General features: G+C 71.2%; 20 protein-coding genes. 12 read left to right on the forward strand and 8 right to left on the reverse strand.

What is annotated here, in order from left to right; translation table 11 throughout:
• The first annotated feature begins 803 nt into the window (after window positions 1-803).
• Entirely contained in the window at window positions 804-1,010 is a 207-nt protein-coding gene (locus AC068A_RS33240; protein WP_478590000.1) for a hypothetical protein, read from the forward strand.
• Between the two features lie 1,399 nt (window positions 1,011-2,409).
• Here AC068A_RS33240 and AC068A_RS33245 read toward each other — a convergent pair.
• A complete protein-coding gene (locus tag AC068A_RS33245) occupies window positions 2,410-2,631 on the reverse strand; it encodes a hypothetical protein (RefSeq protein WP_478590001.1) in 222 nt (73 codons plus the stop codon).
• 296 nt (window positions 2,632-2,927) lie between these two features.
• Here AC068A_RS33245 and AC068A_RS33250 point away from each other — a divergent pair, with 296 nt between their 5' ends.
• A complete protein-coding gene (locus AC068A_RS33250) occupies window positions 2,928-3,365 on the forward strand; it encodes a hypothetical protein (RefSeq protein WP_478590002.1) in 438 nt (145 codons plus the stop codon).
• A gap of 260 nt (window positions 3,366-3,625) precedes the next feature.
• Here the strand turns inward: AC068A_RS33250 and AC068A_RS33255 are convergent, their stop codons facing one another.
• The 3 genes from AC068A_RS33255 to AC068A_RS33265 all read right to left on the reverse strand — a co-directional run bounded on the left by AC068A_RS33255 (window position 3,626) and on the right by AC068A_RS33265 (window position 6,916).
• Complete coding sequence (locus AC068A_RS33255) at window positions 3,626-3,754, reverse strand: hypothetical protein (protein ID WP_478590003.1); 129 nt, start codon at window positions 3,752-3,754, stop codon at window positions 3,626-3,628.
• Window positions 3,755-4,165: 411 nt separating this feature from the next.
• The gene (locus tag AC068A_RS33260) at window positions 4,166-5,671 is read right to left on the reverse strand and encodes a hypothetical protein (RefSeq protein WP_478590004.1); all 1,506 of its coding nucleotides are present in this window, start codon (window positions 5,669-5,671) and stop codon (window positions 4,166-4,168) included.
• A gap of 489 nt (window positions 5,672-6,160) precedes the next feature.
• Window positions 6,161-6,916, reverse strand: coding sequence for a GntR family transcriptional regulator (locus AC068A_RS33265; protein ID WP_478590005.1), 756 nt, complete (start codon window positions 6,914-6,916; stop codon window positions 6,161-6,163).
• A gap of 468 nt (window positions 6,917-7,384) precedes the next feature.
• Between AC068A_RS33265 and AC068A_RS33270 the strand changes: the two genes are divergently transcribed.
• The 6 genes from AC068A_RS33270 (at window position 7,385) to AC068A_RS33295 (ending at window position 13,226) form a co-directional block, all read left to right on the forward strand.
• A complete protein-coding gene (locus tag AC068A_RS33270; RefSeq protein WP_478590006.1) occupies window positions 7,385-7,882 on the forward strand; it encodes a hypothetical protein in 498 nt (165 codons plus the stop codon).
• Between the two features lie 3 nt (window positions 7,883-7,885).
• Window positions 7,886-8,410 (forward strand): hypothetical protein, encoded by a 525-nt coding sequence (locus AC068A_RS33275; RefSeq protein WP_478590007.1) that lies wholly within the window; start codon window positions 7,886-7,888, stop codon window positions 8,408-8,410.
• Window positions 8,407-10,569: a hypothetical protein gene (locus AC068A_RS33280; protein WP_478590008.1), complete on the forward strand. Its 2,163-nt coding sequence runs from the start codon at window positions 8,407-8,409 to the stop codon at window positions 10,567-10,569. Before AC068A_RS33275 ends, AC068A_RS33280 begins: the two co-directional genes overlap by 4 nt.
• A gap of 267 nt (window positions 10,570-10,836) precedes the next feature.
• Window positions 10,837-11,016 carry a hypothetical protein gene (locus AC068A_RS33285; protein WP_478590009.1) on the forward strand — a complete coding sequence of 60 codons (180 nt, stop codon included), beginning with the start codon at window positions 10,837-10,839 and terminating at the stop codon, window positions 11,014-11,016.
• Between the two features lie 124 nt (window positions 11,017-11,140).
• Window positions 11,141-11,293 carry a hypothetical protein gene (locus AC068A_RS33290; protein WP_478590010.1) on the forward strand — a complete coding sequence of 51 codons (153 nt, stop codon included), beginning with the start codon at window positions 11,141-11,143 and terminating at the stop codon, window positions 11,291-11,293.
• 256 nt (window positions 11,294-11,549) lie between these two features.
• Window positions 11,550-13,226, forward strand: coding sequence for a DUF2637 domain-containing protein (locus AC068A_RS33295; RefSeq protein ID WP_478590011.1), 1,677 nt, complete (start codon window positions 11,550-11,552; stop codon window positions 13,224-13,226).
• A gap of 214 nt (window positions 13,227-13,440) precedes the next feature.
• Here the strand turns inward: AC068A_RS33295 and AC068A_RS33300 are convergent, their stop codons facing one another.
• Window positions 13,441-14,196, reverse strand: coding sequence for a hypothetical protein (locus tag AC068A_RS33300; RefSeq protein ID WP_478590012.1), 756 nt, complete (start codon window positions 14,194-14,196; stop codon window positions 13,441-13,443).
• On the reverse strand, window positions 14,196-14,930 hold the full coding sequence (locus AC068A_RS33305) for a ParA family protein (protein WP_478590013.1): 735 nt from the start codon (window positions 14,928-14,930) through the stop codon (window positions 14,196-14,198). The genes AC068A_RS33300 and AC068A_RS33305 overlap by 1 nt, the downstream gene beginning before the upstream one ends.
• 945 nt (window positions 14,931-15,875) lie before the next feature.
• Here AC068A_RS33305 and AC068A_RS33310 point away from each other — a divergent pair.
• The 3 genes from AC068A_RS33310 to AC068A_RS33320 all read left to right on the forward strand — a co-directional run bounded on the left by AC068A_RS33310 (window position 15,876) and on the right by AC068A_RS33320 (window position 19,282).
• Window positions 15,876-16,037, forward strand: a complete 162-nt coding sequence (locus AC068A_RS33310; RefSeq protein WP_478590014.1) for a hypothetical protein — start codon at window positions 15,876-15,878, stop codon at window positions 16,035-16,037.
• A complete protein-coding gene (locus tag AC068A_RS33315) occupies window positions 16,034-17,953 on the forward strand; it encodes an ABC transporter substrate-binding protein (RefSeq protein ID WP_478590015.1) in 1,920 nt (639 codons plus the stop codon). The genes AC068A_RS33310 and AC068A_RS33315 overlap by 4 nt, the downstream gene beginning before the upstream one ends.
• Before the next feature lie 279 nt (window positions 17,954-18,232).
• Window positions 18,233-19,282 (forward strand): hypothetical protein, encoded by a 1,050-nt coding sequence (locus tag AC068A_RS33320; protein WP_478590016.1) that lies wholly within the window; start codon window positions 18,233-18,235, stop codon window positions 19,280-19,282.
• Between the two features lie 66 nt (window positions 19,283-19,348).
• Here AC068A_RS33320 and AC068A_RS33325 read toward each other — a convergent pair whose 3' ends face one another.
• Together AC068A_RS33325 and AC068A_RS33330 are read right to left on the reverse strand one after the other, a co-directional pair.
• On the reverse strand, window positions 19,349-20,398 hold the full coding sequence (locus tag AC068A_RS33325) for a peptidoglycan-binding domain-containing protein (protein ID WP_478590017.1): 1,050 nt from the start codon (window positions 20,396-20,398) through the stop codon (window positions 19,349-19,351).
• A 301-nt stretch (window positions 20,399-20,699) separates the two neighbouring features.
• Window positions 20,700-20,867, reverse strand: a complete 168-nt coding sequence (locus AC068A_RS33330; protein WP_478590018.1) for a hypothetical protein — start codon at window positions 20,865-20,867, stop codon at window positions 20,700-20,702.
• A gap of 157 nt (window positions 20,868-21,024) precedes the next feature.
• Here AC068A_RS33330 and AC068A_RS33335 point away from each other — a divergent pair, with 157 nt between their 5' ends.
• Complete coding sequence (locus tag AC068A_RS33335) at window positions 21,025-22,722, forward strand: hypothetical protein (protein ID WP_478590019.1); 1,698 nt, start codon at window positions 21,025-21,027, stop codon at window positions 22,720-22,722.
• The last annotated feature ends 82 nt before the right edge of the window (window positions 22,723-22,804 follow it).

Consider the following 22,804-nt stretch of genomic DNA (forward strand, 5'->3'; position numbering starts at 1 on the left):
GTCGTGCCTCGTTTCCACTCCCGGGGCGGTCTCCCCCTTTGTGTGGTTTGTTTTTCCTCCCCCCCCCCCCCCCCCTCTTCCCCTCCCCCCCCCCCCCCCCCCCCCGAGGCTGGGCGCGCTTCGCTTGCCCAGGGACGGCCGCTGCGCGACCGTCAGGCCCGGTCGCTGCGCTTCCCGGCCCCGGGCCCGCTCCGCGGGCGGCTGGCAACAAGGAGGGGGTGCCTGGGGCGGGGTCGGCTCCTGGCGGCAGGCCTGTCCAGGGCCACGGCCAGGAGCTGGCAGACCCCTCCTATCAGAGTGGGGTGCTTCATTTTGAGAAGGTGGATGGACTCTGGACTCGGCATGTAGCACCGGATGCACCGTGTGAGATCCCGAGGACCCTGTGACCCCCTTCCGACCACCCGTCGATCCAACCCCGGACATGCATCCCTGCGAGCCCCTGACAGCCTGCCTACGGCCCCACGACCTGCGGAAACCCCCAGGGGTCAGGCCCGCCGCGAACGGCCCGCACAGAAGCCCACACAGCCCCGGGAGTTGAAGCCGAGAACCAAGAAAGCACCGAACCACACCAAACTGACAGAACGTCAGGAAATGTTTTCCTGTAGTTCTGTGTCGCTAACCCGAATTGGACTAAGGGCATTGAATTCCCCTAAAACTGGTTTGGCGAGCGCCTCGATAAATGGTGTGGAGGTGGGGATTTGATGTGTGTTTCGGGCGTGGGGCGTCCCGAACGAGTGGGGTGGTGAACTGATGTGTGGGTCCTGCCTCGGGTCGGGATCGGTGGTGCCGGGAGACTGGGCGGCATGACCGAGCGCCGCCCGCTGGGCACCGGCCCCCGCCCCGCCACCGACTCCCCCGGCCCGCCCGTCCCCCGGGCCCGTCTCGCCGCCGAGCTGGCCCAGACGGCCCGGTTGGCCCCGGCCGCCGAGGCCGACGGCCCCGCAGCACGCTCCGCGGCCGGGTCCGGCCGGCGCCGCCTCGGCCACGGGGCCGCGGGCGCCGGTCCCTGAGGTGTCGTCACCGGCTGTGCACGGGCCACCCCTTGACCAGTGAGGACAAACCGGGAGGTCAAGGGGCCAACCGGTCAGGCCAAGGGGTGCGGGGAATGTGGGCAAGCCCCGGCTTGCCCACCCCGGCGCCCAGTTGCCCATCCGGTTACCAGGCCGGTAACCGCGGGCCCTGTTACCGGCTCTAAGCAGGGCAGAGGCGCCCGCAACCGCGCTCCCTCCCGGGAGGTAACACCAGGCTTGCCCAGCAGCACGGGAGGCTTGCCCACCACCGTGCGAGCAGGCTTGCCCACCGGCCCGGCCGGGCGCAGCAGGGCTTGCCCGCCGGCCCCGCGGCCGGGTTGCCCTGCAACTTGCCTTACAACTTGCCCTACAACTTGCCCTACAACTTGCCTTACAACTTGCCCTACAACTTGCCTTACAACTTGCCCTACAAGTTGCCCCCAGCCTCCCCCGGCGAGCGGCGAAGCCGCAGGTCAGCCCCCGTGGTCAAGGGGTGCAGTGGGCGCCGACTACTTCTCTCAGAGGGTCTCTGGCGAAGTCAGACCCGATGCCGAGGCGTCTGCTGCGGCCAGAAATCAGGGTTGCACCGGAAGGTGTCCCCACCGTTGGCTGCACAGGTGGACAGGGCGTTGCACCGGCGGTCCTGCCGGAGGTGGGAGCCCCCCAAACCGGACACCCCTCGTTCCCGCAGGTCAACCCCCGTGGGCAAGCGTCCCGGCCGCGGCGACACCTCTTTCTGCGGTAGCCAGGAAGAGGTCCAGTGCCGTTCGAGGGCGGGCGGTGGCCGCAGTCGGCCCGGTCGTGGCCAAGCTGTTGCGCCTGTCGCACCGCCCGGGCACCGGACCTTGCCGCCGCTGGTCGCACGGCCTGGTCCGCGGCCCACGCGACAGCCCCCGCGCGGGCGCCAGGTGCGGCACGCGGCACGCCTGGCACGCGTTGGCCGAGGCCGGCCGGAACCGTCCTCGTGTGCACGAGGGTGCCCGTGCACACGTGCACGTGTTGGGCGGCCCGGTGGTACTGCCCCCAGAGCGCTCCGGGCACCGGGCCTCGCCCGCGCACGCCACATCGGCGCGGGTTGCACCCGACCCTAGCCCCGGCCCGGCCGACACCCGCCCCTGCCCGAGGGCCCAGCGGGCCCTACATGCGCGCGTGCACGCGCGCACCTCGGCCCCGCCACATTCACCGGCCCACGGCGGTGATGAACACCTGTGTGACAGCCGGACAAGGGGCGGGGGTTCGGCGGGCCCGGCCCTGGTCAGCCGTGTGACACCGGCCCTGTGTGACACCGGTCGGCAGCCCGCGTGACAGGGCTGTGTGACACCGGTCTGACACCTGACACTGACACCGCCGCCCCCGCGCCGAGGGGCCCCTGGCCCAGGTCAGCGGCCGCTGCGACGTGTCAGGTGTCAGCCCGGGGCGCGGGCACAGCCACGGGCGGTTCCAGACCGAGCTGGACGGCGGCCAGGGCCACCGCCTCGGCCACGGACAGCCCCTCCCCGCCGTCCCGGCCGGCCTCGGCCCGCAACCGCTCCGCCCGCGCCGCCAACCGCTCGGCCAACTCCCGCTGCGGCTCCCGAAGGTTCCGGCACCCGCGCCGCCGTCCCGTGTAGTGGTGATCCACCCCGGCACCGTAGAGCTGCACCCGCTGCCCTCTCCCGCCAGACAGGGCCCACTCCACCCGACTGGACGACCCGCTCCAATCCGGGTTTGCGCAGGTCAGCCCCGACTCCCGGAATTCCGGGAGTCGGTGTGACTGAGCGCTCCAGCCGGCGGGACTCGCCAAGAAGGGCGCACAGCCATCAAGCCGTACGTTCAGCCGGATCGGCTGAGGCCGTGTGGTGTTGCGCCTTCGCCGCGCCGCCGAGCTGGTGCAGGAGGAGGCGGAACCGATCTTGTCCGGGCGATGTCTGACCCGGAATGGATAGTTTTCTGTTCCTGGCTGTGATCTTTGCTCCGATCCTGGCACCCTGCGTCGTCGTCGGCGCTGCCGTCCTGATCGTCCGGGTCCGCAAGCAGCGGCCAAGCATCGGACATCTGTCGAGTGTCGCCACCTGCGTGCTGGTTGCCGTCATGGCTGCGGCGGTTTCGTTCGGCGCCTACTCGTGGGGCGTGACGTCGGGGTTCTACATCCTGGACCCGGACCAGGTGTGCGCAGCGCAGGGCGTGGAGGGCGATCGCATCGTGACGCGGTGGACGCTGCCGGTCAGTGCGCAGTGCGTGACGTCGAACGGCGTGGGAACGGAGCTGGCGCCGGCTTGGGTGAATCCCGTGATCTTCATCGGTCTCACGGTGTTCATACTCGCCCTCCTCACAGGAGTCTTCGCAGGCGTGCGGCGACGTCTCTCCCTGCGATGAAGTACTCACTCGCGCCGCCCGCCCATGTGTGGGCACGAGACCCGTACCTCGCCAAACAGAACGCTCAACCCGCCAGGTAGAGCACTCACCCGCCAACTGGAACGCGCAGTCACAGTCGGGGAGCCGTCAGCCCTCCCGACGCCTTCCAGAGCACCCCATCCAATCGAGGGCCACAGGAGCCCATCTGAGCGCCTTTCAGCAGACGCTCCCACACGAGGGGCGGGAATTGCTTCAGAGGCGCTCAGCGGGCCGTACAGCGGCTAGAACGGGGCTGCGGTGGTCTGTTCCTCCGGCTGCTGGGCGTAGGCGGCCAACTCCGGGTGCTCCGCCGCCAGCCGCTTGCTCAGCCGCCGAGTCTCCTCCGCCTCGGCCCTGCGTCGGGCACGCACGTTGGCTGGGGTAGGGACTTGTAGCCCCTACCCCCTCCGAAATGTCCGTTTCGACCCGGGGACTGTCAGTCCCCTGGGCGCCGCAGCGGTCTTCTTCGGAGGCTTCACGCCCTTGTCCGCCCGGGTCGTTTTGGGGAGACCCGGGGCCAGAGCAGGGCGCGTCTCCGGAGACGCGATTTTTCGCATCTCCGGGCTGACCTGCTGCTTTCTTTGATTTGTTCTGGTTTGCCGTGTACCACTCTTGGGTGGAGGCAACCCCCTCCCACTCTGACTGGCGGGGCTGTGAGAAACCGTCACCAGGACACCGTCCGCAACAGGGAGCCACAGGCGGTCCGCTGAGCGACTTTCAGGAACCGCGACGACCGGAGCGACCGGAACGGGCTGCGAGGCGCTCAGAGAGCCGTACAGCGGCTAAATCGGAGCTGCTGAGGCTTGTTCGCCTGCCTGTGCTTCCTGAACCGCGGCGACTGCAGCTGTTCGTGCGGCTTCCCAGTCGGCCTCGGCAGTCTGCCGGGCAACCTCGGCCGCCACCCGGCACCGGCCGCACAGGCCGAGGGTGGCAACCGGGCGTCCGCACGGGCCGTCGTGGCCCGGGCAGGTGCCGTCTTCGGCGGCCTGCGCAGGGATTCCCGCGTACTCGGCGGCCTCGGTGCAGGGCTGGCAGATGCCGCCGTGCTCCAAGTGGCGGCCGCAGCCGGTGGTGCAGGCCGGCCATCCGGCGCACGCACCGCACACATCGAGTCCCGGAGCTGGCGGCCGTCCGCACTCGGCGCACTCGTAGTGGACCCGGTGATCCAAGGCCTCGCTCACGGTCCGGTCCGCCACAGCGGTGCTGGAGTGAGCGACCGGGCTGTCGACCGGGCCGCCCTGCGGAGGGACGGAGCCCCACGTTGCGGTGGGGCTGGGGGCCGGGCCTGCCGCGGCCTGCCGCAACCGGGCCGCAATGATCGCGCCGACCGTGTGCGTCATCGGGACCGGCAGGGGGCGGCCCGTGATCACCTGCCGGATGCTGGCGGCCTTCCAGCCGCTGGCCAGCATCCCCGTGACCACAAGTCCTTGGTCCGCCAGGGTCTGCCCGGTCACCAGGTATTCCGGGTGCCACGCGCCGATCTCCGCCAGCAACAGCACTCCCGGCGTCTCGGGAACCTGCACAGCATCAGCTGGCAGACCCCCCGCCGAGTCACGGGGGGTCTCAGAGTTCCCCCGTGACTCGGCGGCGTCAGCAGCCGCTGCCCCGCCGCCCGGCGGCTGCTCCTGGCCCTCGATGACCCCGCCGCTGCCGTCCGTCCCTCCGTCCGTGCACTCGCGCACGCCACTACCTACAGACACGGACGGACGGACGGGGGGGGCTTCTCGGGAGGACTGAACGGGAGGACTGAACGGGAGGACGCGATCTTGCAGGTCAGCCCCAGGATGCGGGCCAAAAATTTGGCCCGGCGGGCTAAAAATTTGGCCCGGCGGGCCAAATTTTTGGCCCGCGCCATCGTCCGGGTCAGATTCTTGGCCCGTGACCTGGGCCTTCTTCTTCGCCTTCCGGGCGGCCTCCACGGCCACCTGGTGCGCCTCGGCCTCCCTCGCGGCCTGCGCAGCTGGCTCCTTCACCACATCCAGGACGGCGAACGCGTTGCGCGGACCGGTGTAGCCGCGCGGGGGCAGATCGTTGATCCGGATCCGCAGCGCTCCGGCAGCTGCCCGGGCCCGGGACGACGTCTTGATCGGCTTCCCGTCCGGAGTCGTCACCAGCGACACGGCCGTGAGGTCGTCCAGCAGCATGCGGATCCGCCCCAGACTGGAGGGCTTGACCTTCTCCCCCGGCTTCACCGGCTTCGCCGGCAGCAGATGGCACAGCTCCATCAAGGTCAGCTTGCGCACCGGCCCGTGCTTCTCGATCACCAGCGCGCGCAGGATCCAGTACAAGCGGACCGCCGAGTCCCGCAGCTGCGGGCACAGCGGGACCCAGTCCTTCAGTTGCGAGCTGTACAGGCCGCCGTCCTCCGGGCCGTACAGCTCCACCTCCTGGCTGTCGTCATACGTCACCGACCCACCCCCGCCCGGGTGGACCCGACCCCGTGACCCGGGCCATGTGGTGCCGATGCTGCTCTACCGCGTACCCTCATCAGTGCTACTTCCTTGTGTGTGAAGTACTTCTCCGTCCCGGGCCTGGAACCCCGGGGTGGGCCTTCGGGCCCCGCCACCACGGCGGGGCCCGTTGCGTTTAATGGCATGAGCCGCCTGTCGATTTCGTATCGGGCAGGCGGTGAATTTGTGTTCCGTGCACTGTCTTAGTTCCCCTCTCCGCTGTGCAGACAGAAGTCTGTCTGATGCGGTGAGGGGAACAATTGGCAGAGACAGTTCTTTCCGAGAATTCCTCGAAGAGGATTTTTCTGCACGGTCTCACAGGGCTCTTCAGCCGATGATGTCGAGCGTGATCCGGTGGTGCAGCGGTGCCGTTGTCACGGTCACGTACAGCGTTTCTCCCTCGGGCGTCCGGGTGATATTCACAACCCGAAATCCGGGGCTCCCTTCCTGCATCCCGAGGGCCTCGGATGCGGCCGGGTCCATCGGCTCCGCTGTGATCAGGGCCTCGGTGCGGTCCACGCGCCAACCGAGCCAGTCAGCCACACGGGTCCCGTGCGGCGGCCGGATCGGAGGCGCCCCGACCGGTGCCAGCATCGGCGGAACGCCGTCGTACCCCTCCGGCCGAACCGATGCCACGGCGTACGGCAGCACGGTCACCTTGTGCTGCACGGGAACGCCACCGACGCGGCGCACCCGATGGCGCTCCACCACGTCGGCGCCTTCGGTGAATCCCCAGTCGGCCAGGGTGGCCGGCGCCGTTAGCTGGCGGACCAGGTAGGTCTCTTCCGCAGCCTCTCCGCCGGACCCGTTGGGCCGCCATGCCTCGGCGGCCGTGAGGTCCGGCGGGGCGAAGGTGCCCAGGTGGGCGTCAGCCGACGGCCCCGCCGCCACAGTTGTGCCGCTACCGGCTGCGGTTCGAGTCAACCCCAGTGCAGACAGGACGGCGTATGCGGCGGCGGCCGTCTGCTGGCTCACCTGGTACCGGTCGGCCAGGTCCCGGACGCTGGGCAGGCGGGCGCCGTAGGCGTACTCGCCTGCCGCGATCCCCTTCCTTATGTCCGCCACGATGGCGCTGGCGTTCATGAGCGCTCCTCCCGATCTGATGCGTCATTACAGGCTATCTCTGTCAAGGAGTACCGCCCGGAAACCAGCGCGTCAAGCTACCTTCAAACCATCTTGACAGTTGGGTGTGAGGTCCCTAACGTCATGTCATGTCAGCTGGTGCGGCCCCCGGTTGGAGCCAGGGGCCGCCTGTGCCGGACGCATTGGAGTGCGCACGGCAGGGCCCGACGTTGGAGCGTCGGACTGGCTGTCGGACCTACCCGTGTATGCGTGGAGAGAGGCCGACTTCGTGATGGTTGCAGAGGTGGGGCGCTGGTGGCGCCCGAGGCGGGGCGCGCGCCCTGCGCCGGTGCGGACGCGGACGGTATTACCGTCCCGACGCTGCGCTGCTGGACAGGCTGAACTCCCCCAGACGGCGCCGGAGGCGCTGGGCTTGGGCGGGGATGAGCTGCGGGTGCGTGCCAGCCTGCGGGAGTTGGGGGTGGAGCTGTGACCGGGGAGGGCGGGGTGCCGTCCTGGTGGTCGCAGCAGGGGCCGCGTCTGGCGGCGGTGCCGGAGCAGCGGGCCGAGGAGCACGGCTACGACCGGGACGCGTGGCTGACCGAGTTGTGGTCGGACCCGGCGTACGCGCCGGTGGACTCGATTCCGGACCGGGCGTCGTCGGATGACGACGCGATCGACTGGGAGCGGGTGCGGGCGGCGGTGCGGCGGGTGCGTCCGGTGCGGACGCTGGCCGTGGCCGGTCTGGGCGTGCTGCCGGCCCTGTGGTGGGCGCAGGGCGTCACGGTGCCGATCGCCGCGCAGGTGTCGGTGGACGCGGCGTGGGCGGCCGGGGTGCTGGGCGCCGGGATCGCTGCGGTGGGCGCCGCGACGGGCGGCCGGGTGCGCCGGTGGGTGTCCGCCGCGCTGCTCATGGCCGCCGTGGGCGGAACGCTGATCGCTGAGCCGACCCGCCTGCTGGTGGCGGCGTGGATCGTGGGGGCCTGACCGATGGATCTGATCACGTTCACGCACGTCGTGACCCGGGCCGGGGCCGCGTTCGGGTTCTCCCTGATGGTGGTCACGGCGATGTGGGTCTACTACAGCCGCGGCCGGTCCCTGAAGGCGCTCAAGAAGCGCAAGGTGTGGCTCCCGTGGGGCGGCGCCGCCCTGACCATGGTCATGGCCTCGGCCGTGACCGGCGGTCTGCTGGGTCGGATCTCGGGCGGGTTCACCGGCACCGGCAACGAACTCGGGCAGAACATCGGGGACGCTGCGGTCGGGCAGTCCGGGGCCGGCGCGGTCCCGCTGTCCACGGGAGAGGCCCTCTCCTACTCCGGTTCCTGGCTCGCGTTCTGCATGGTCATCGGCCTGGCCCTGTTCATCTGGTTCGCCAAGGGCTGGGAGGAGCGCAGCCTGGCCCTGTCCGGTGGCCTGACTGGCGCCACGTGGGGGATCACGGCCGCGATCGGCGGCTGGGCGTCCATGCTCGGTGTTCCGCTGCTGTCCTGGCTCGGGGAGGTGCTGATCGGATGAGCCAGCGCCCCGCCCGCCGGACGCGGTCCGGCGCCCGTCACCTGGCCCTGTTCCTCGCCCACTGGGCGGGCGGGCACACCGTCTCCCACGAGGAACTGTTCCGCCGGATCGTCAAGGCCCGCGCCGAGGCCCACCAGGAGGCTTTGGAGGAGCACCGCCGCCTGGTCCTCAAGGCGCACAAGAAGGCGACCAAGCTGCACCGGATCGCCGAGGAGGACGGCGGCCTGACCCCGGCCGCCAAGGCCGAGCTGAAGGCGGCCACCAAGGAGGCGGAGCGGCACACCGCCGCGCTGCGCGCCCTGGGCGAGTTCACCGTGCCCGACCTGGACCCCGGGCAGGTGCGTCACCGGCGCCGCCGGATCGCCGCCGCACGGTGCGCGGTGCTGGCGGCCCCGGCCGCTGGGATCGCCGCCGCCACGGTGGCCGGCGCGTGGTGGACCGGGCCGACCGCCGCCGTGCTGGGCGTGCTCACCTCCTGGGCGCGCGGCCCTCGGGCGTTCGACCTGACCGTGCGCCCCGTCCCGGCCGACCTGATCGCCGAGACCCCGATGGTCCTCGACGTCCCGGGTGCCGCCGCTCCGGTCGTGGCCGCGGGCGTGGCTGCGGCGGCCGGTCTGCCGCCGGTACCGCCCATGCCCGCCACCGCCCCCGCCACGGCCACCCCAGCCGGGACGGGCCCGGCGGTGGAGGGCGCGCAGGATCTGGTGCTGGCCCTGTCCAAGGCGCTGGGCGCGTGCCGGGTGATCCCGCGCGGCACCCAGGTCACGCTCCTGGCCGCGCCGGAGGTCACCGACCAGCGGTGGACGGCCGTGGTCCGCCTCCCGGACGACACCGGCGCCACCGTCGACCACGTCGTGGCGGCCCGCAAGAACCTGGGCGGGGAGCTGGGGCTGGACCGGGCCCGCCTGCACGTGGAGCAGGTGGCCGGCGCGGACGACAAGACGCTGCGCGTCTCCGGCTTCACCACCGACCCGTTCGCTCAGCCGAGGCTGTGCACGGCGGAGATGCTCGGCGGGGTCGATGTGTGGGAGCAGGGCATCCCGGTGGCGTTCGACGCGTTCGGGCGGCTGCTGTACCTGCGGCTGCGGGACGTGTCGATCCTGCTGGGCGGCTCCTCCCGCTCCGGCAAGGGCGCCGTCCTGCGCCTGATCATCGCCGGGTGCCTGCTGGACGCCCGGGTGCGCCTGCACCTGGCGGACGGCAAGCACCCCGGCCAGCACCGATGGAAGGGGCTCACCGACTCCTACATCTACGACCCGGACAAGCGCGCCAAGCAGCTCGCTAAGCGGCTGGAGTCGCTGGTGGCGGAGATGGGCGAGCGGGCCGGCCGCCTGGCCGCGGTCGGGGTGGAGTCCCTCGCGGAGCGCCCCGACCTGGTCGGCACCGAGGGCCTGACCCTCGAAGTGGTCGTGGTGGACGAGGTGTCCGCGTTCACGCTGGATGCGAAGTACGGCAAGCGCATCACCAAGGCGCTGATCGACCTGGCGGCCCGCGGGCTGGCGTTCGGGATCGTGCTCATCCTGGCCACGCAGCTGTCCACCGCCGGGGTGCTGGACCGCCTCGTCACCTCGAACGTCGTCTGGCGGTGGTGCATGTACGCCACCGGCGCCGACGAGTCGAACACCATCCTCGGCAAGGGCATGGCCGGGCGCGGCTACTCCGCGCACCTCCTGGACCCCGAACAGCGCGGGTCCGGCCTGCTGCTGGCCGAGGGCCGCGTCTCCACCGTCCGGTCCCTGTGGCTGGACGGAGACGACATGGCCGCCGTGCAGGGCATGGTCCGCGCGCTGCGCGCCAAGCCCACCACCCCGGCCGCGGTTCCGGTGCAGGCCCCGGTGCCCGCTTCGGCCCCGGCCGGGGAGGCCGAGGCGGAGGCGGAGGCCGACTGGTCCGTTCTGGACGGCTGGTTGGAGCAGGCGGTACCGCCCGTGCCCGGTCCTGCGGCGGTGCCTGCCGGGGCGGTCCAGCGGATGCGGGCGCTGGACGTGATCCGCCAGGCCGGACCCGACGGCATCAAGCGCGCCGCCCTCGCGGACGCGGTGGGCGTGCCCGCCACCACGGTCGGTGGCTGGCTGAAGGAGTGGACCGGACAGGGCGTGATCGAGGCGCTCGGCAGTCCCCCGCACACCCGCTACGCCGCTACTGACGGCCGTCAGTAGCCGTCTGTAGAGCGCGGTTTCTACAGACGACCGCAGGTCAGAGCGCTGCGCCCCTACTGACGAGGGGTCGTCAGTAGCCGTTCGTCAGTAGCTCGTCAGTAGCCGCTCCACCATCTGCCCGCTGCCCGCCCGCCCCCGTGTCGCACGCCCGGGGGCGGGTCGAGGGGAGCCGCCAGAGGCCCCAGACAGACCGGAACGCCCCTCCTCGACTTGGCGGAAGAACAGGGGCGCCCGGTTCCATCCCGAACACGAGACGGAGCCAACATCATGGCATTCCGCAAGACGATCTCCCAGGACGAGCTGCGCGAGCGCATGACGCCGGAGCGGCGCGAGAAGGACGCCACCGACTACAGCTCCTCCCGTGGCGGCTGGTTCAAGGTCGAGCCCAAGCCGACCCGCGACGCGGACCGCGACAGCAGCGGCGGCCGGCTGTGGGGCCGGCGGTGAGCCGGGCGACCGGCCCGCGCTGCCACGGCCGGCGGATGCGCGAGGACCGCCACGGCACCTACCGGTGCCCGCAGTGCGGGGCGTGGACCGCCCGCCTGCACACCAGCCTCGCGGGGGGTGTGCGGTGAGCGCGGAGCAGCAGGCCCAGGCCCAGCAGGCGGCCGCGCAGGCCGAGGCTGCCCGGCAGGCCGCGGAGGCGGCGGCAGAGGCCGCCCGGTCCGCGTCGGAGGCGGCCGCGGCCCTCGCGGCGAACTTCGCCGCCCACCTCGGCCGCTGACCGGCCGCCACCCGGGCCGTGGAAGAGCACCCCTCCCCCGAGAGGCGGGCCACCGCGGTCGGTTCGACCCGGCGGGCCGGGATCCGTCTCCCGGCCCGCCGCCCAAGTCACTGCTCCGGAGGTACCTGTGACGACACACCACACACTGCACGACCTGACCCGGCCGGCGGTGCCGCTTGTTCCGGCCGGACCGGCCCAGGCTCCGGCTGGGTGGGGCGGTGCGCCGGCCCCGCGCCCCAGGGGAGAGGATGCCCGCATGAGTGACACGCTGATCAGTGACCAGGCTCCGGCCGCCGGGGAGCCCGAGACCGGGCCTGCTCCGGTCGCGGCCGGGCCCGTTCCGGCCGCACGCCAGGCCGCTCCGGTCGCTCCGGATGCGGCTCCGATCGCTCCGGGGGCGGCTCCGGGTGCGCCCCGGGCGTGGTCCGTCCGCGCGATGCGCGCCTTGATCATCTCGGCCGGGGTGTGCGCCGCGGTGATCGCCGCGATCGGGTTCGTCGGCTCGTACGACGCGCTGCGCGGACTGGCGGAGAAGAAGGGGTTCGGGGTCTACGCCCTGGTGTTCCCCATCGGTATCGACGCCGGGATCATCGCCATGTACGCCCTGGACCTGATCCTGGTCTGGCGCCGGATGCCCAAGCCGCTGCTGCGCGTGTTCGCGCATCTGCTGACCATCGCCACCATCGTGTTCAACGCCAACGCCGGGGACCTCCCGCCCCGTGAGGACCCGCTGGGCGCGGCCATGCACGGCGTGCTGCCGGTCCTGTTCGTGGCCGTCGTCGAGGCCGTACGGCATCTGATCATCAAGACCAACCGGCTGTCGATGGCTGCGGAGTCGGACCGGGTGCCGTTGCACCGGTGGCTGCTGGCCCCCTGGCCGACCTGGCGCCTGTACCGGCGCATGAAGCTGTGGGGGATCACCTCGTACGCGCAGATGGTGGCCATGGAGCGCGACCGCACCGTCTACCGCGCCTGGCTCCAGCACAAGCACGGCCGGAACTGGAAGAAGGCGGCCGGTGCCGAGGCCCTGCTGCCGTTCACGATGGCGCCTTTCGGCCTGAGCGTGGACGAGGCCCTGGCCCTGCCCCAGGAGCAGAAGGAGGCCGAGTCGGCGCGGAAGGCGGCGGAGCGGGAGCGGGAGGCCGAGGCCGCCGAGCGGGAGGAGCAGCGCAAGCTCGACGCGGAGGCGCGGGCCGCCGCCGCGAAGGTGCGGCGCCTGGAGATCGCCGCCCAGGTGGCCACCGCGGAGCACCGGATTGCGGCGGAGACGACCGCGGCCGGGGCGGAAGCCCGCGCGGCGGAGGCGGCTGCCCAGGCGCAGGCGGAGGCGGCCGAGGCGACCGCCGCGGCGGAGGCGGAGGCGGCCGCGCATGCCGCCCGGCTGTCGGCGGAGGCCACCCGACGGCAGGCGGAGCGTGCCGCGACGGAGGCGGAGCGCGCCGCGGAGCGGGAGGCCGAGGCCGAGCGGAGCGCGGGAGAGGCCGAGTCCGCCGCCCGTGCCGAGGCGGCCCGGCGGAGCGCCGCGGAGGACCGTCGGAAGACCGCGATCGCTGCGGCTGAGGCCGAAGCGAACGAGCGGAAGGCGGCCGAGGAACGCCGGGCGGCCGCCGAGGCCGACCGGTTCGCGAAGGCCGAGCGTGCCGCCGCGGCAGAGTACGCCGAGCGGGAGGCGGAGGCCGCCCACCGCGCCGCCGCCCACCGGGAGGCCGCCGCCCGCGCCGAGCTGGCCGCCCAGGAGGTCGAGGACACCGCCCGCCTGTCGCCCCGCGAGCGGGCGGAGCGGAAGGTGGCCCGGATGATCCTCGCCGCCGGTGGAGACAAGGAATCCGTCCCGCTGGCATACATCGAGGCGGAGCTGAACGTGGGCCGCACGGTCGCAAGCGAGCGCCGGCAGGCCGCTGTCGATCTGATCGCCTCCGGCTACACCGGCTGACGGCCGGCCGCCAGACACAGTGGGGCCCGGGGCGCAGCAATCGCCCCGGGCCTCGCCCATGTTCCATGCCGGGGTCTTCCCAGGAAGACCCGGGGTCTTCCCGTCACCTGGACGAAAAGACCCGGGGTCTTCGCAGGGGTCTTCAGGCGTCCCAGGAAGACCCGGGGTCTTCCCGTCACCTGGACGAAAAGACCCGGGGTCTTCGCAGGGGTCTTCAGGCGTCCTGGCCCTTAGCCTTCTGGACGATCTCCGCCTTGAGCGCGCTCAACTCGCTTATCAACCGCTCGCAAGCCTCAAAGGCGCGGTCCGGGTCACTGTTGCTGAGCCGACGCAGCGCCGTGAGGCTGAGCTTGGCCGGGTCGACGGCGGCAGCCGGCAGACGAGGGCTGGCCTCGATATCGACCTTGTAGCCGAGCTTTATGGCCGCCTTCAGGAAGCCCTGATAGGTCAGGTCTCCCGCCTGCTCCGCCTCCTTCCAACAGGCGCGCGCGGCGTCGTCGCCATGGTCGCGCTGCACCGACACCAGCGGGCGCAGCGGCTTCTCCTGAAGCTGCCGCTGCGTCACGGAAGCCAGCGCCCGCACGACCGGACCGATCCGGATGACCTTGTTCATGTAGTCGGCCCCATGACCGTTCAACGCCTTTCCCCAGGCGTCGAAGGACGGCAGGCCGCTGTCCTCCCAGAGCCGCTCCTCGCGGACGAGTTCGTAGGCGCCGCTGACCATGAGCAGGTACTGCTGCTGGATGCCTTCGGTCGCTTTCTGGGCCCAGGAGTCGGCGGAGGTGATGGCACCCTGACAGTGCGCCAATCGCTCCGAGCGGTCCTGGCTGGCCGGAGCGCGGAAGATCGGCAGCTGACCGCCAGCGTCTCGTCGGGTCTGCGGCTGGACGGTCTGCTTGTCCGGTGCCACCGCCGTGCCCACCGCGGTCCGGCTGAACTGCTCGGCGATGCTCGTACGCGTCCCCGCCATCAGACACCCGCCTTGATCTCGTCCACCCGGCCGTCCGCGCCCCGCAGTCCGTGTTCCAGGGCGAAGCGGTAGAAGTCCTCACGGGCCTGGAGCTCGACCCGGTTGTTGTTGTACTGGGTGACCACGCGGGTGGCGTTGGTGTGCACGCGGTACCGGCGGATCACTGTCCGGGCGACCGGCCAGCCGTGGCTGTCGCAGAACGCGCGGGTGCCGTCGACGTACGCCTGGCCCTCGGCCGGCGGCCAGTTGTTGATGACCACCTGGTAGGGCAGCCTGCGAGGCTTGAGGACCCATTCGATCGTCTGCCACGTCGGCTCGAAGGAGTCGGGCTCGGTCAGGATCGGCACGATGACGTCGTTCGCCTGCTCCAGGAGTGCGGTCAGCAGCCGGCCGTAGCGGTCATCACCGAGCGGGTCCTCACCCGCCTCGTACTGTTCCGGTGTGATCTCCGCCCAACCCGGGGTGTCGACGAAGATGTGGCTGTACGGGAGTTTTTTGAGGAGCTGGATGTTCTCCAGGTCGCCGGAGATGTCGAGGACGTCGAAGGGCTGCTCGACCAGCCGGGCCGCCCGCCACAGGGACGTGCCCTGGGGGTCGGCGGACGCGACCGCGACCGACGGGGTTCCGTCGCCCCGGGGCCCCGCGACGTCGGCACAGACCGCGCCCAGGTTGAGGGAGATCAGCGACTTCCCCACGCCGCCCTTGCGGTTCGCGACCACGTGGATCTTTGCCATTCAAGGCCTTCCGTTCGCTTCACCGGCCTGCGAGCGGACCGGCTACTTCGGTGTACATAAGCAGTCTGTCCCATAAGGCTCGTTCGGCTAAGACGCCCCGCCTTGCACACAGTCAGCGCTCCGCAATGAAGCGGCCACCTGAGGACGTCGCCGAGAGGGCCCGAGTCTGATCTTGAGCCGTCCATGACATGTGTTCTCACTCGGCCGATGGACATGACTTCCCGAGAGATCCACATCCCCCTCGGCGAGGCCGTGGCGGTCTGGAGGTTTTGCCCGCTTCAGGGCAGGGCTTCCCCGGAAGGCTGTTCAAGCGTTCCGGTCCTTCGCCTTCTCCTTGTGCGGAATGGTGGTGGCGGTCGCGGAGTGTGTGCGGAAGAGGGCCCCCGCCGGTAACAGGGGCCCTCTCATTTCCGTGGGGTGTCCGCGTCGGGCCCAGGAGGACTTGACGGGGGTTTCACGGTCGCGGCCGCCCCAGGGCGGCTGCTCACGTTCAGTCTCACCACGGCCGGCGGGCGATAGCAAGATCGATTGGCTGTTCCGTCGCGTTTCGAATGCCGAATGGCCAGGTCAGCGTCCTCGACGGTGCGGCGTTGGAGCCCCGTTCGGAACGGTGGATGACCGGTCGCGGTACGCGGTCGGCCTGTCGTGTTCCGGGCTGGAATCCCCGTCGGTTGGACGTGGAACGGTCCGTGCCCGGAACGGATTGGGGGTCTGCGTGTTCCGGTGGGATCAAATGCTTGCCAGCCACTGGCCGGTCACAGCAGGCTTGCTTTCCATCACGGCCCGTAACTCGCGCTCCGGTAAAGCGCAGTTCGGGCCCGGCCCTGCACGCCCTTGCCCAGGAGGCTTCTCGTGCGAGTTCATCGATCTTTCCGGCGTCACAGTCGGTCCGCTGCCAGCGCCCCGTCCTGCGGGACGGGCGTGCTCTCCGGTGGCCTTCGCGTGGTGGTCTTCGTGGTGGTCGTGGCGGTGGTCGTCGCCCTCCTGAAGTCCGGCTACTCCATGCTTGACGCGTTCGGGCTCGTGACGGTTGCAGCCGGCACGGCCTCCCAGATCAGTTCGTGGCTGGGCCGGCCTGCCGCGTCTGCCTCAAGGGAGACGGCGTGACGAGCCCGACGACGCCCGACCCGCGCAGCAGCGACCCGGATCAGTCCATGGCAGGGCTGATCCGCCGCTTCTCCTTCTGGAAGAGCGGCGTGACGATGCCTGCCGACAGTGCCGACTGGCGGGACAGGCTCCGCAGGACAGGCACCCAGAAGGCGTTCCGCGGGCTGCTGGTCCACCTGCGCACGTCCCTGGGCCTGTCGCTGAAGACGCTCGAGAAGGCGGCGGCAAAGGCGGGGCGCCTGCCGCTCCCGCCGGCCACTGTGACGTCGACCCTGATGCGGGACGCCCTGCCGAAGCGTGAGTTCGTGCAGGCGTACGTGGCCGCCTGCGGCCTGAGCGAAGACGACCAAGCCCCCTGGATGGAGGTGTGGCAGGCCCTGGCGGACGGCTCTGCGCCCGTCGACCGGCCGGAGGACGCCGAGGTCTCGGCGCAGCGCTTCGGCTCGGCTGTGTGGTCTCGCTTCGTGCGTCGGCGCTGGCTGGTCGCGCTGACCGCGGCAGCGGTGGTGGCCCCGGCTGCCAGCGTTGGCCTGTGGTGGTACCGCGCCCACTGCGGGACCACGAATCCGGCACTGCTCACCGTGCTGGGCGGCGAGTGCTCCGGGATCACCGACGGCAGCGACGGGCACAGTGTCTTCGGCCCGGAACTCCAGCACGTCCTCGCCGCGATCGATGCCGAGAACCAGGCCGTGGTGAAGACCGGCGGCTACGTCACGGTGGCGCTGATGGCTCCGCTGACCAAGGGCGACAAGAGCCTGACGGGCGACCGTGCCCTGCACCAGGTCGAGGGGGCCTTCATCGGCCAGCACACGGCGAACCAGGGCAACGCCTACCCCAAGATCCGGCTGGTGCTGGCCAACATGGGCAGCGACGAATCGAACTGGCGCGCCGTTGTCGGCGGCCTCAAGACGATGACCGGCGGAAGCGACCGGCTCGTCGCGGTGACCGGGATGGGCCTGAGCCAGCAGGAGTCGATCGACGCCGCGCGGTCACTGGCGGAGGCGTCCATTCCGATGGTCGGTGACCTCATCACCGCGGACGGCTTCGACACCACTGGTGCGATCGACGGCGGGGCCAGGATTCCCGGCCTGGTGCGGGTGGCCCCCAACGTCAGCACGCAGTTCAAGGCGATCGCCCAGGAACTTCGCAAGCATCCCGAGCTGAAGACCGCGGCCCTGGTCAGCGCGCCGAACACCCCGAACGGGACGACCGACTTCTACACGCAGTCCCAGGAAGCGGCCATCCGGAACCCGGAGATCGGACTTCTGCCCTACCTGGAGGCGGGAGGCATCTCGTTCAACTTCACGGTCAGGCAAGGCGCCGAGGACAGCAGCCTGAGCACCATCGCCAAGAACCTCTGCGGCAAGGTCACGCCTGACGTGGTGTTCTACGCGGGCCGCGCGACGTACTTGCAGAAGTTCATCGAGAAACTGCACGACCGGCAGTGCCGCACCACCCCGATCACGGTGGTCACCGGATCCGACGCGGCCACCCTGAACCCCGACATCAAGGAACTGAAGGACCCCGGCGCCCCCATCTCCGTGCTCTACGTTCCGCTCGCCGACCCCAACCAGCTCGGCGACAGCGCCAACCCCGACCAAACCCTCTACAAGGAGTTCGGCACCGAGTTCAGCCGCCCCCACCACGGACAACAGTTCGACAAAGGCCACCTGGCCAGTGGCTGGGCGGTCATGGCACACGACGCCCTGCACACGGCGACCTTGGCCGTCCGCAACGCCATCGACCCGCCCCAGACCCCACCCAACGTGCACGCAGTAGGAGACCAGCTCTACCTGTTCGACAGCACCAACGTCGTCGACGGAGCCGGCGGCATCTTCCGCATCGACCCGCAGACCGGCAACCGCAAAAGCACCCACGACCCCCAGGTCGTCCGCAAGGGCACCCCTGGCCGATAACCGAGCAGCACACGACACCCTGCCGGGGCAGCACACCACTGCCCTGGCAGGGTCTCGCACAACCAGGGTCAACCACCGGTGTGGCCGGCGCCGCACGTGGCGGCAGCCACCTGCTGGGTCGGCAGCTCCCGCCTCCGTCCTCTGCTCTCTGCCCAGTCCTCCGCCCTCGGGCGCCGGCGGTGTCGTCGCTCTTGGGGTAGGGCCGTTCCCCCGTCCGACGGAGGCGGATCGTGCTGCGGTCCGATGCCGGGCGGGAGCCGCCGGTGCGACGGTCGGGGCATGAGCGATCTTTTCCGACCGAGAGTCGAAAAGCCGTCTCCGAACGGGCGTCCGCTGCGTGCGCACCACGCCACGGCCGCGGCGGCGCGCGCCGCGGCCGTGTGGGCGGTTGTGTACGCGGGTTTCGGCCTGGTGTGTGTGCTGGCCGGCGCGCCCGTGTTCCGGTTCGGCGTGTACGAGGGCCCCGTCGGGCTGGACTGGGCGGTGGTGGCCCTCGGCGCGGGCGCCGCCGGAGTGTGCGCCGCCGTCCTGCGGTACAGGGACCGGCCCGGCCTGCGCGGCCTTCTGTGGGTCGGCTGCGGTCTGACCGGTACGGCCGCGTTCGGGCTGCTGATGGATGCCGTGGCCCTGCTGGTCGGCCAGTCCGTGGACAGCGCCGTGGCCGCCGCGCAGCACGCGCTGGCCGGCGTGGGGGCGGTGCTGCTGGCGGCGGCCGCCCGCACCGCCAGGCCCCGCCCGCACGCCGCAGGGGACGCGCCCGCCCCGAGCGCCGCGCCCCGCTGCGTCCAGCTCACCGCCTGGGCCGGCACGGCGGCCTTCCTCCCCTACGCGGCGATGAAGACGGTGTGGGGCCTGGGCGGCACCTTCGCCGGGTTGACCGGCGCACAGGTGCTGGCGATCGAGGAGCGCAACGGCGCCTCCGGCGTGTGGCTGACGCTCGCCTCGTGGGGGATCGACGCCACCGCGCTGCTGGCCGCGCTCGGCGTCTTCCTGCTGTGGGGGCTGGTCCGTCCCTGGGGCCAGGTCTTCCCGCGCTGGGTGCCCTTCCTGCGCGGCCGCCGCGTGCCCCGCGCGCTGCCGCTGACCCCGGCGGTCGTCGGGGCCGCGACCCTCGCCCCGTACGGGCTGATGGGCCTCGGGTACTGCGCCCTGGCCGCCGCCGGGGTGGTCACGATGCGGACCGGCGACATGCCCCCGTCGGGGGACGGGATCCTGGTGGCCTGGATCGGCATGATTGCGTTCGCTGGGTACGGCGCAGCCCTGGTGGTGGCCACCCGCTCGTACTGGCTGCGGACCCGACCCCGCGGGAGCCGGGCCGGGGCCGTCTGAGCGGGTCGCCGCGGCCCGGGGACTGCCCGACCCTGATCCGCCGGACACCCCCAGGCCCAGGGGGGATCACTTGAAGGTGATGTCCCAGTGGACGGCGTTGGGGTTCTTGTCGGGGATCTCGTAGACGTACTCGGCGCTGATCCCGCCGGCGAGGTTGCCGACCCATCGGTTGTCGTTGCCGCGGTCGTTGGTCTGGCGGTTGTGGTTCTTGATCCAGTTGGTGATGCAGGTCTCGATCCGTACATCGAGCTTGTAGCCCTCCTCGTGGCTGAGGGCAATGCGGGTGTCGTGGCCGGGTTCGGTGCCGCCGGTGATGGTGACGGGGCAGCCGCTGGCGTTCTTCATGGCGATGACGCCGTGGACGGACCGTGCCCGGACGCCTTCGAAGGTGGTGCAGCCCTCCTCCACGTGGTAGCAGCCTTCGCTGGAGTAGACCTTGATGCCGGCGGCCTTCAGCAGCCGTTCGGCCTCGGCGCGGCTGAGCGTGGGGTTGCCCTTGATGGGGGTCTGGGGCTTGGGGGCGGGCTTCTGGGTGGCAGGGGCGGGGTTGTCGCTCATGAGCTTGTTCCAGGTGGTGGCGTCGACGACGCCGGTCGTCTTGAGCTTGTGCCGGGTCTGGAGGGCCTTGACGGCCTTGGTGGTGGCCCTTCCGAAGTCGCCGTCGACGGCGATGTCCTGTCCGAGGGCGGCGAGCTGGACCTGGGCGGCCCGGACAGCGTGCCCGCGGGATCCCTCCCGTACGGGGGCGGCGAGCTTCGTCCAGGTGTCGGGCCCGACGACTCCGCTGGGGTTGAGCTTGTGCGACGCCTGGAAGGTCTTGACCGCGCGCTCGGTGTCGGGTCCGAACGCGCCGTCGGCGTCGGTGCTGTGGCCGGCGGCGGTGAGCAGGTGCTGGAGGGTGGTCACGTCGACACCGTCCGCGCTGCCCCTCTTCAGTACTGGCCAGGTGGTGGGCAGGACCGGCTTGGTGGCGGCCGGGATGGCCTTCTTGCCGGTCGTGGCCGGGTCGGCCTGCGCGGTGCCGGCGCCGTTGCCGCTGAGGGAGGCGAGGGCGACGGCGGCGACGGCCGTGAGGCTGGCGGCGTGCAGGGCGATCTTCTTGACGTTCTTACGCATGGGTTTGCCGTCCTGGTCGGGATGCCCCGCACGGTGCGGGGCAGTGGGCTTGCGGCCGTGTGCGGGCCGGGCTGACGGATCCGACGATCGGCGTTCCACCGTTCCATCGACAGACCGATCGTGTTCCTGCTGTTCCTCGCGTTCCAGACCCTTGTGACCTGCGGAAAGAAACACGGTCCGAGCGCGATTCGGAGACGGTGGCGGTGTGCCGACGAGCGCAGGGTCGGCTGGCGGGAGGGTGAGGGGCTGGGCCGCCGCCCCGAGTGGGGTGGCGGCCCGGCGGCGTCGGCGTGCGGGGGTTCTACTCGCGGTTGTTGCCGGCTGAGGTGATGACGGCGATGACGACGAGGAGGCTGACGGCGAGGGTGGTGACCTGCCGGGCCTCCCAGCCCTGCTGCAGGGCGAGGACGACGATGGCGACGACGGCGTAGGGCCAGGTGCGGCGTGGGGGTGTGCTGGGGGTGGTCACGACGGGTCTCCGGCTTTTGGGGATTGGGTGGAGACCCACGGTCGCGAGTGACCAGAATGTTCGCTCCGGCCGGTCTGTGTTTGTGCAGGTCGCTGTCCGGGAGGACGGGGCAGTCGGTGGGTTGTCCCGCAGGGCAGAGGCTTCTTCGGGAGGCGGGATGGCGGGACGGCCGCAGGGCGGGCTGCGGGGGCGGACGAACGAGGCCAACGCACTGGCCGCGTGGCTGCGGGACGTCACCGCGGAAAAGACGACGCGGGATCTGGAGAGGGAGCTGACGGCCGCGGGCTTCCCGTACGCCAAGTCGTCGTGGAGCGAGGTCCTCAGCGGCGCCCGCCTCCCGTCCCGGGAGCTGATCGAGGCGGTGGTCGGCCGCTATGTCACCACGCGGCCGGCCGTCCAGCTCCAGGACGGCCTGCAGCTTCTGGAGGCGGCCGTCCAGGCCGCCCGGGCCCTGGGCGAGGGCGCACTCCCGCCTGCGGCTCCCCGCGGCGGCCGGCTCAGTCCGGTGGCGCAGGCGTACAAGGACTTGGCCGATGCTCAGCAGAAGAACGCCGAAGCCTGGCAGAAGCTGCACGAGTCCGAGATCCAGCGCCAGGCCCTGGAGAAGACGGTGTCCTTGCTCCAGGCAAAGTGCACCCACCTGGAGGTCCAGCTGGAACGGGCCCATGAGGGCCGGGCCGAGCTGGAGCGGGAGCTGGAGCAGCTGCAGGTGTTCCGGAACCGGGCCGACGGGCAGCTGGAGCATGCCCGCCGGCTGGAGGAGAAAGCCTTCACGGTGCAGACAGCTGCAGCGCAGCAAGTGATCCGTGAGGAGGCCGTCCTTCGGGACCTGGGCAAGGACGTCGTATCGGACACCGGCGTCGCTGTGGTCACCGCGCAGCAGAACCTGCCCCGGTTGGAGGAGATCGGGCAGTTCCTGGAAGTGGTCGAGGAGCGGCTGGAGGCCCGGGACACGGAACTTGACGAGCTCGGTGCGGGAGTCGGCCTCCCAGCTCACCCCGATACCGACACTCGCACCGGGCCGGGGGTTGTCGACGGGACCGCGCGCGGCCCCGTCGTCCCGGGGCAACCGGCGGACAGGGCCGGTCGGACGGCTGGACCGGCTGTCCCGGGACAACGGCAGGACAGCCAGGACAACGCTGTGAACAGCGACAACGGCCGCTCTGAGCAGAAGGACAAGCCGAATCTCCTGGCCTTGCTGGAGACGGTGCAGACACCGGCGGAAGTGGCCGCCTCGTTCAAGCGACTGGAGGAGCGCCAGAGCCTGGACTGGTTACCGGAGGCCACCCTGGCAGCCAAGGCGTTCGGCGAGGCCCCGGACTTCAACCAGCGGTGGGCGGTGCTGACCCTGAGGAAGGGCCTCGGCATGCCCATGGCCTGGGAGCACCTCAAGGCCTTGACTACCGCCCTGGGCGCCACCCCCGAGGAAATCCACGCATTCGAGCGCGCGTACGAACGAGTTCGCAGTGCGTACTCGCTGCCCCGGCGACCCGCCCCAGGCGTTCCAGGCCCTCAGAAGGCACTGCCTGCGGCCCCCGGGGACCCGGACCCAGGCGGCCCGGACCCGTTCATTGTCGCCCTTCGCCGGATCGTCGCCCTCATCTGCCTGGTTGTTGTCTGCATGGTCTACCTGTCAGTGCAGGCAGCCGTCGAAAAAGCACCGGACCTCAGTGGAAGGGACGGAGTTCTCGGGGCCACGGCTGTCTGCCTGCCCGTGCTGTACGGCGTCCTCAGGCTCGGAACGCTCCCGAAACTCCCGGCCCGCATCACTGCCCTGGTCCTCCACACCGCCTGGTCCGCTCTGATGCTCCTCGATGCCTTTCCCTGGGTGGCCCCGCAGGCCGGCAAGGGGTGAGAGCTATGGCAGGTGCTCGCCGGCCTGTGGCGGCGCGGCATGCAGCCATGACCGCCGTAGCCGGCCTGGCCCCCGGCGGCGT

It is taken from the genome of Streptomyces sp. NPDC043854, assembly GCF_056436005.1.

Coding starts and splice junctions, on each gene's coding strand:
- AC068A_RS33250 (WP_478590002.1), top strand. CDS start 2,928: ATGGATAGTTTTCTGTTCCTGGCTGTGATCTTTGCTCCGATCCTGGCA.
- AC068A_RS33265 (WP_478590005.1), bottom strand. CDS start 6,916: ATGAACGCCAGCGCCATCGTGGCGGACATAAGGAAGGGGATCGCGGCA.
- AC068A_RS33305 (WP_478590013.1), bottom strand. CDS start 14,930: ATGGCAAAGATCCACGTGGTCGCGAACCGCAAGGGCGGCGTGGGGAAG.
- AC068A_RS33275 (WP_478590007.1), top strand. CDS start 7,886: ATGGATCTGATCACGTTCACGCACGTCGTGACCCGGGCCGGGGCCGCG.
- AC068A_RS33300 (WP_478590012.1), bottom strand. CDS start 14,196: ATGGCGGGGACGCGTACGAGCATCGCCGAGCAGTTCAGCCGGACCGCG.
- AC068A_RS33285 (WP_478590009.1), top strand. CDS start 10,837: ATGGCATTCCGCAAGACGATCTCCCAGGACGAGCTGCGCGAGCGCATG.
- AC068A_RS33295 (WP_478590011.1), top strand. CDS start 11,550: ATGAGTGACACGCTGATCAGTGACCAGGCTCCGGCCGCCGGGGAGCCC.
- AC068A_RS33240 (WP_478590000.1), top strand. CDS start 804: ATGACCGAGCGCCGCCCGCTGGGCACCGGCCCCCGCCCCGCCACCGAC.
- AC068A_RS33280 (WP_478590008.1), top strand. CDS start 8,407: ATGAGCCAGCGCCCCGCCCGCCGGACGCGGTCCGGCGCCCGTCACCTG.
- AC068A_RS33335 (WP_478590019.1), top strand. CDS start 21,025: ATGGCGGGACGGCCGCAGGGCGGGCTGCGGGGGCGGACGAACGAGGCC.
- AC068A_RS33325 (WP_478590017.1), bottom strand. CDS start 20,398: ATGCGTAAGAACGTCAAGAAGATCGCCCTGCACGCCGCCAGCCTCACG.
- AC068A_RS33320 (WP_478590016.1), top strand. CDS start 18,233: ATGAGCGATCTTTTCCGACCGAGAGTCGAAAAGCCGTCTCCGAACGGG.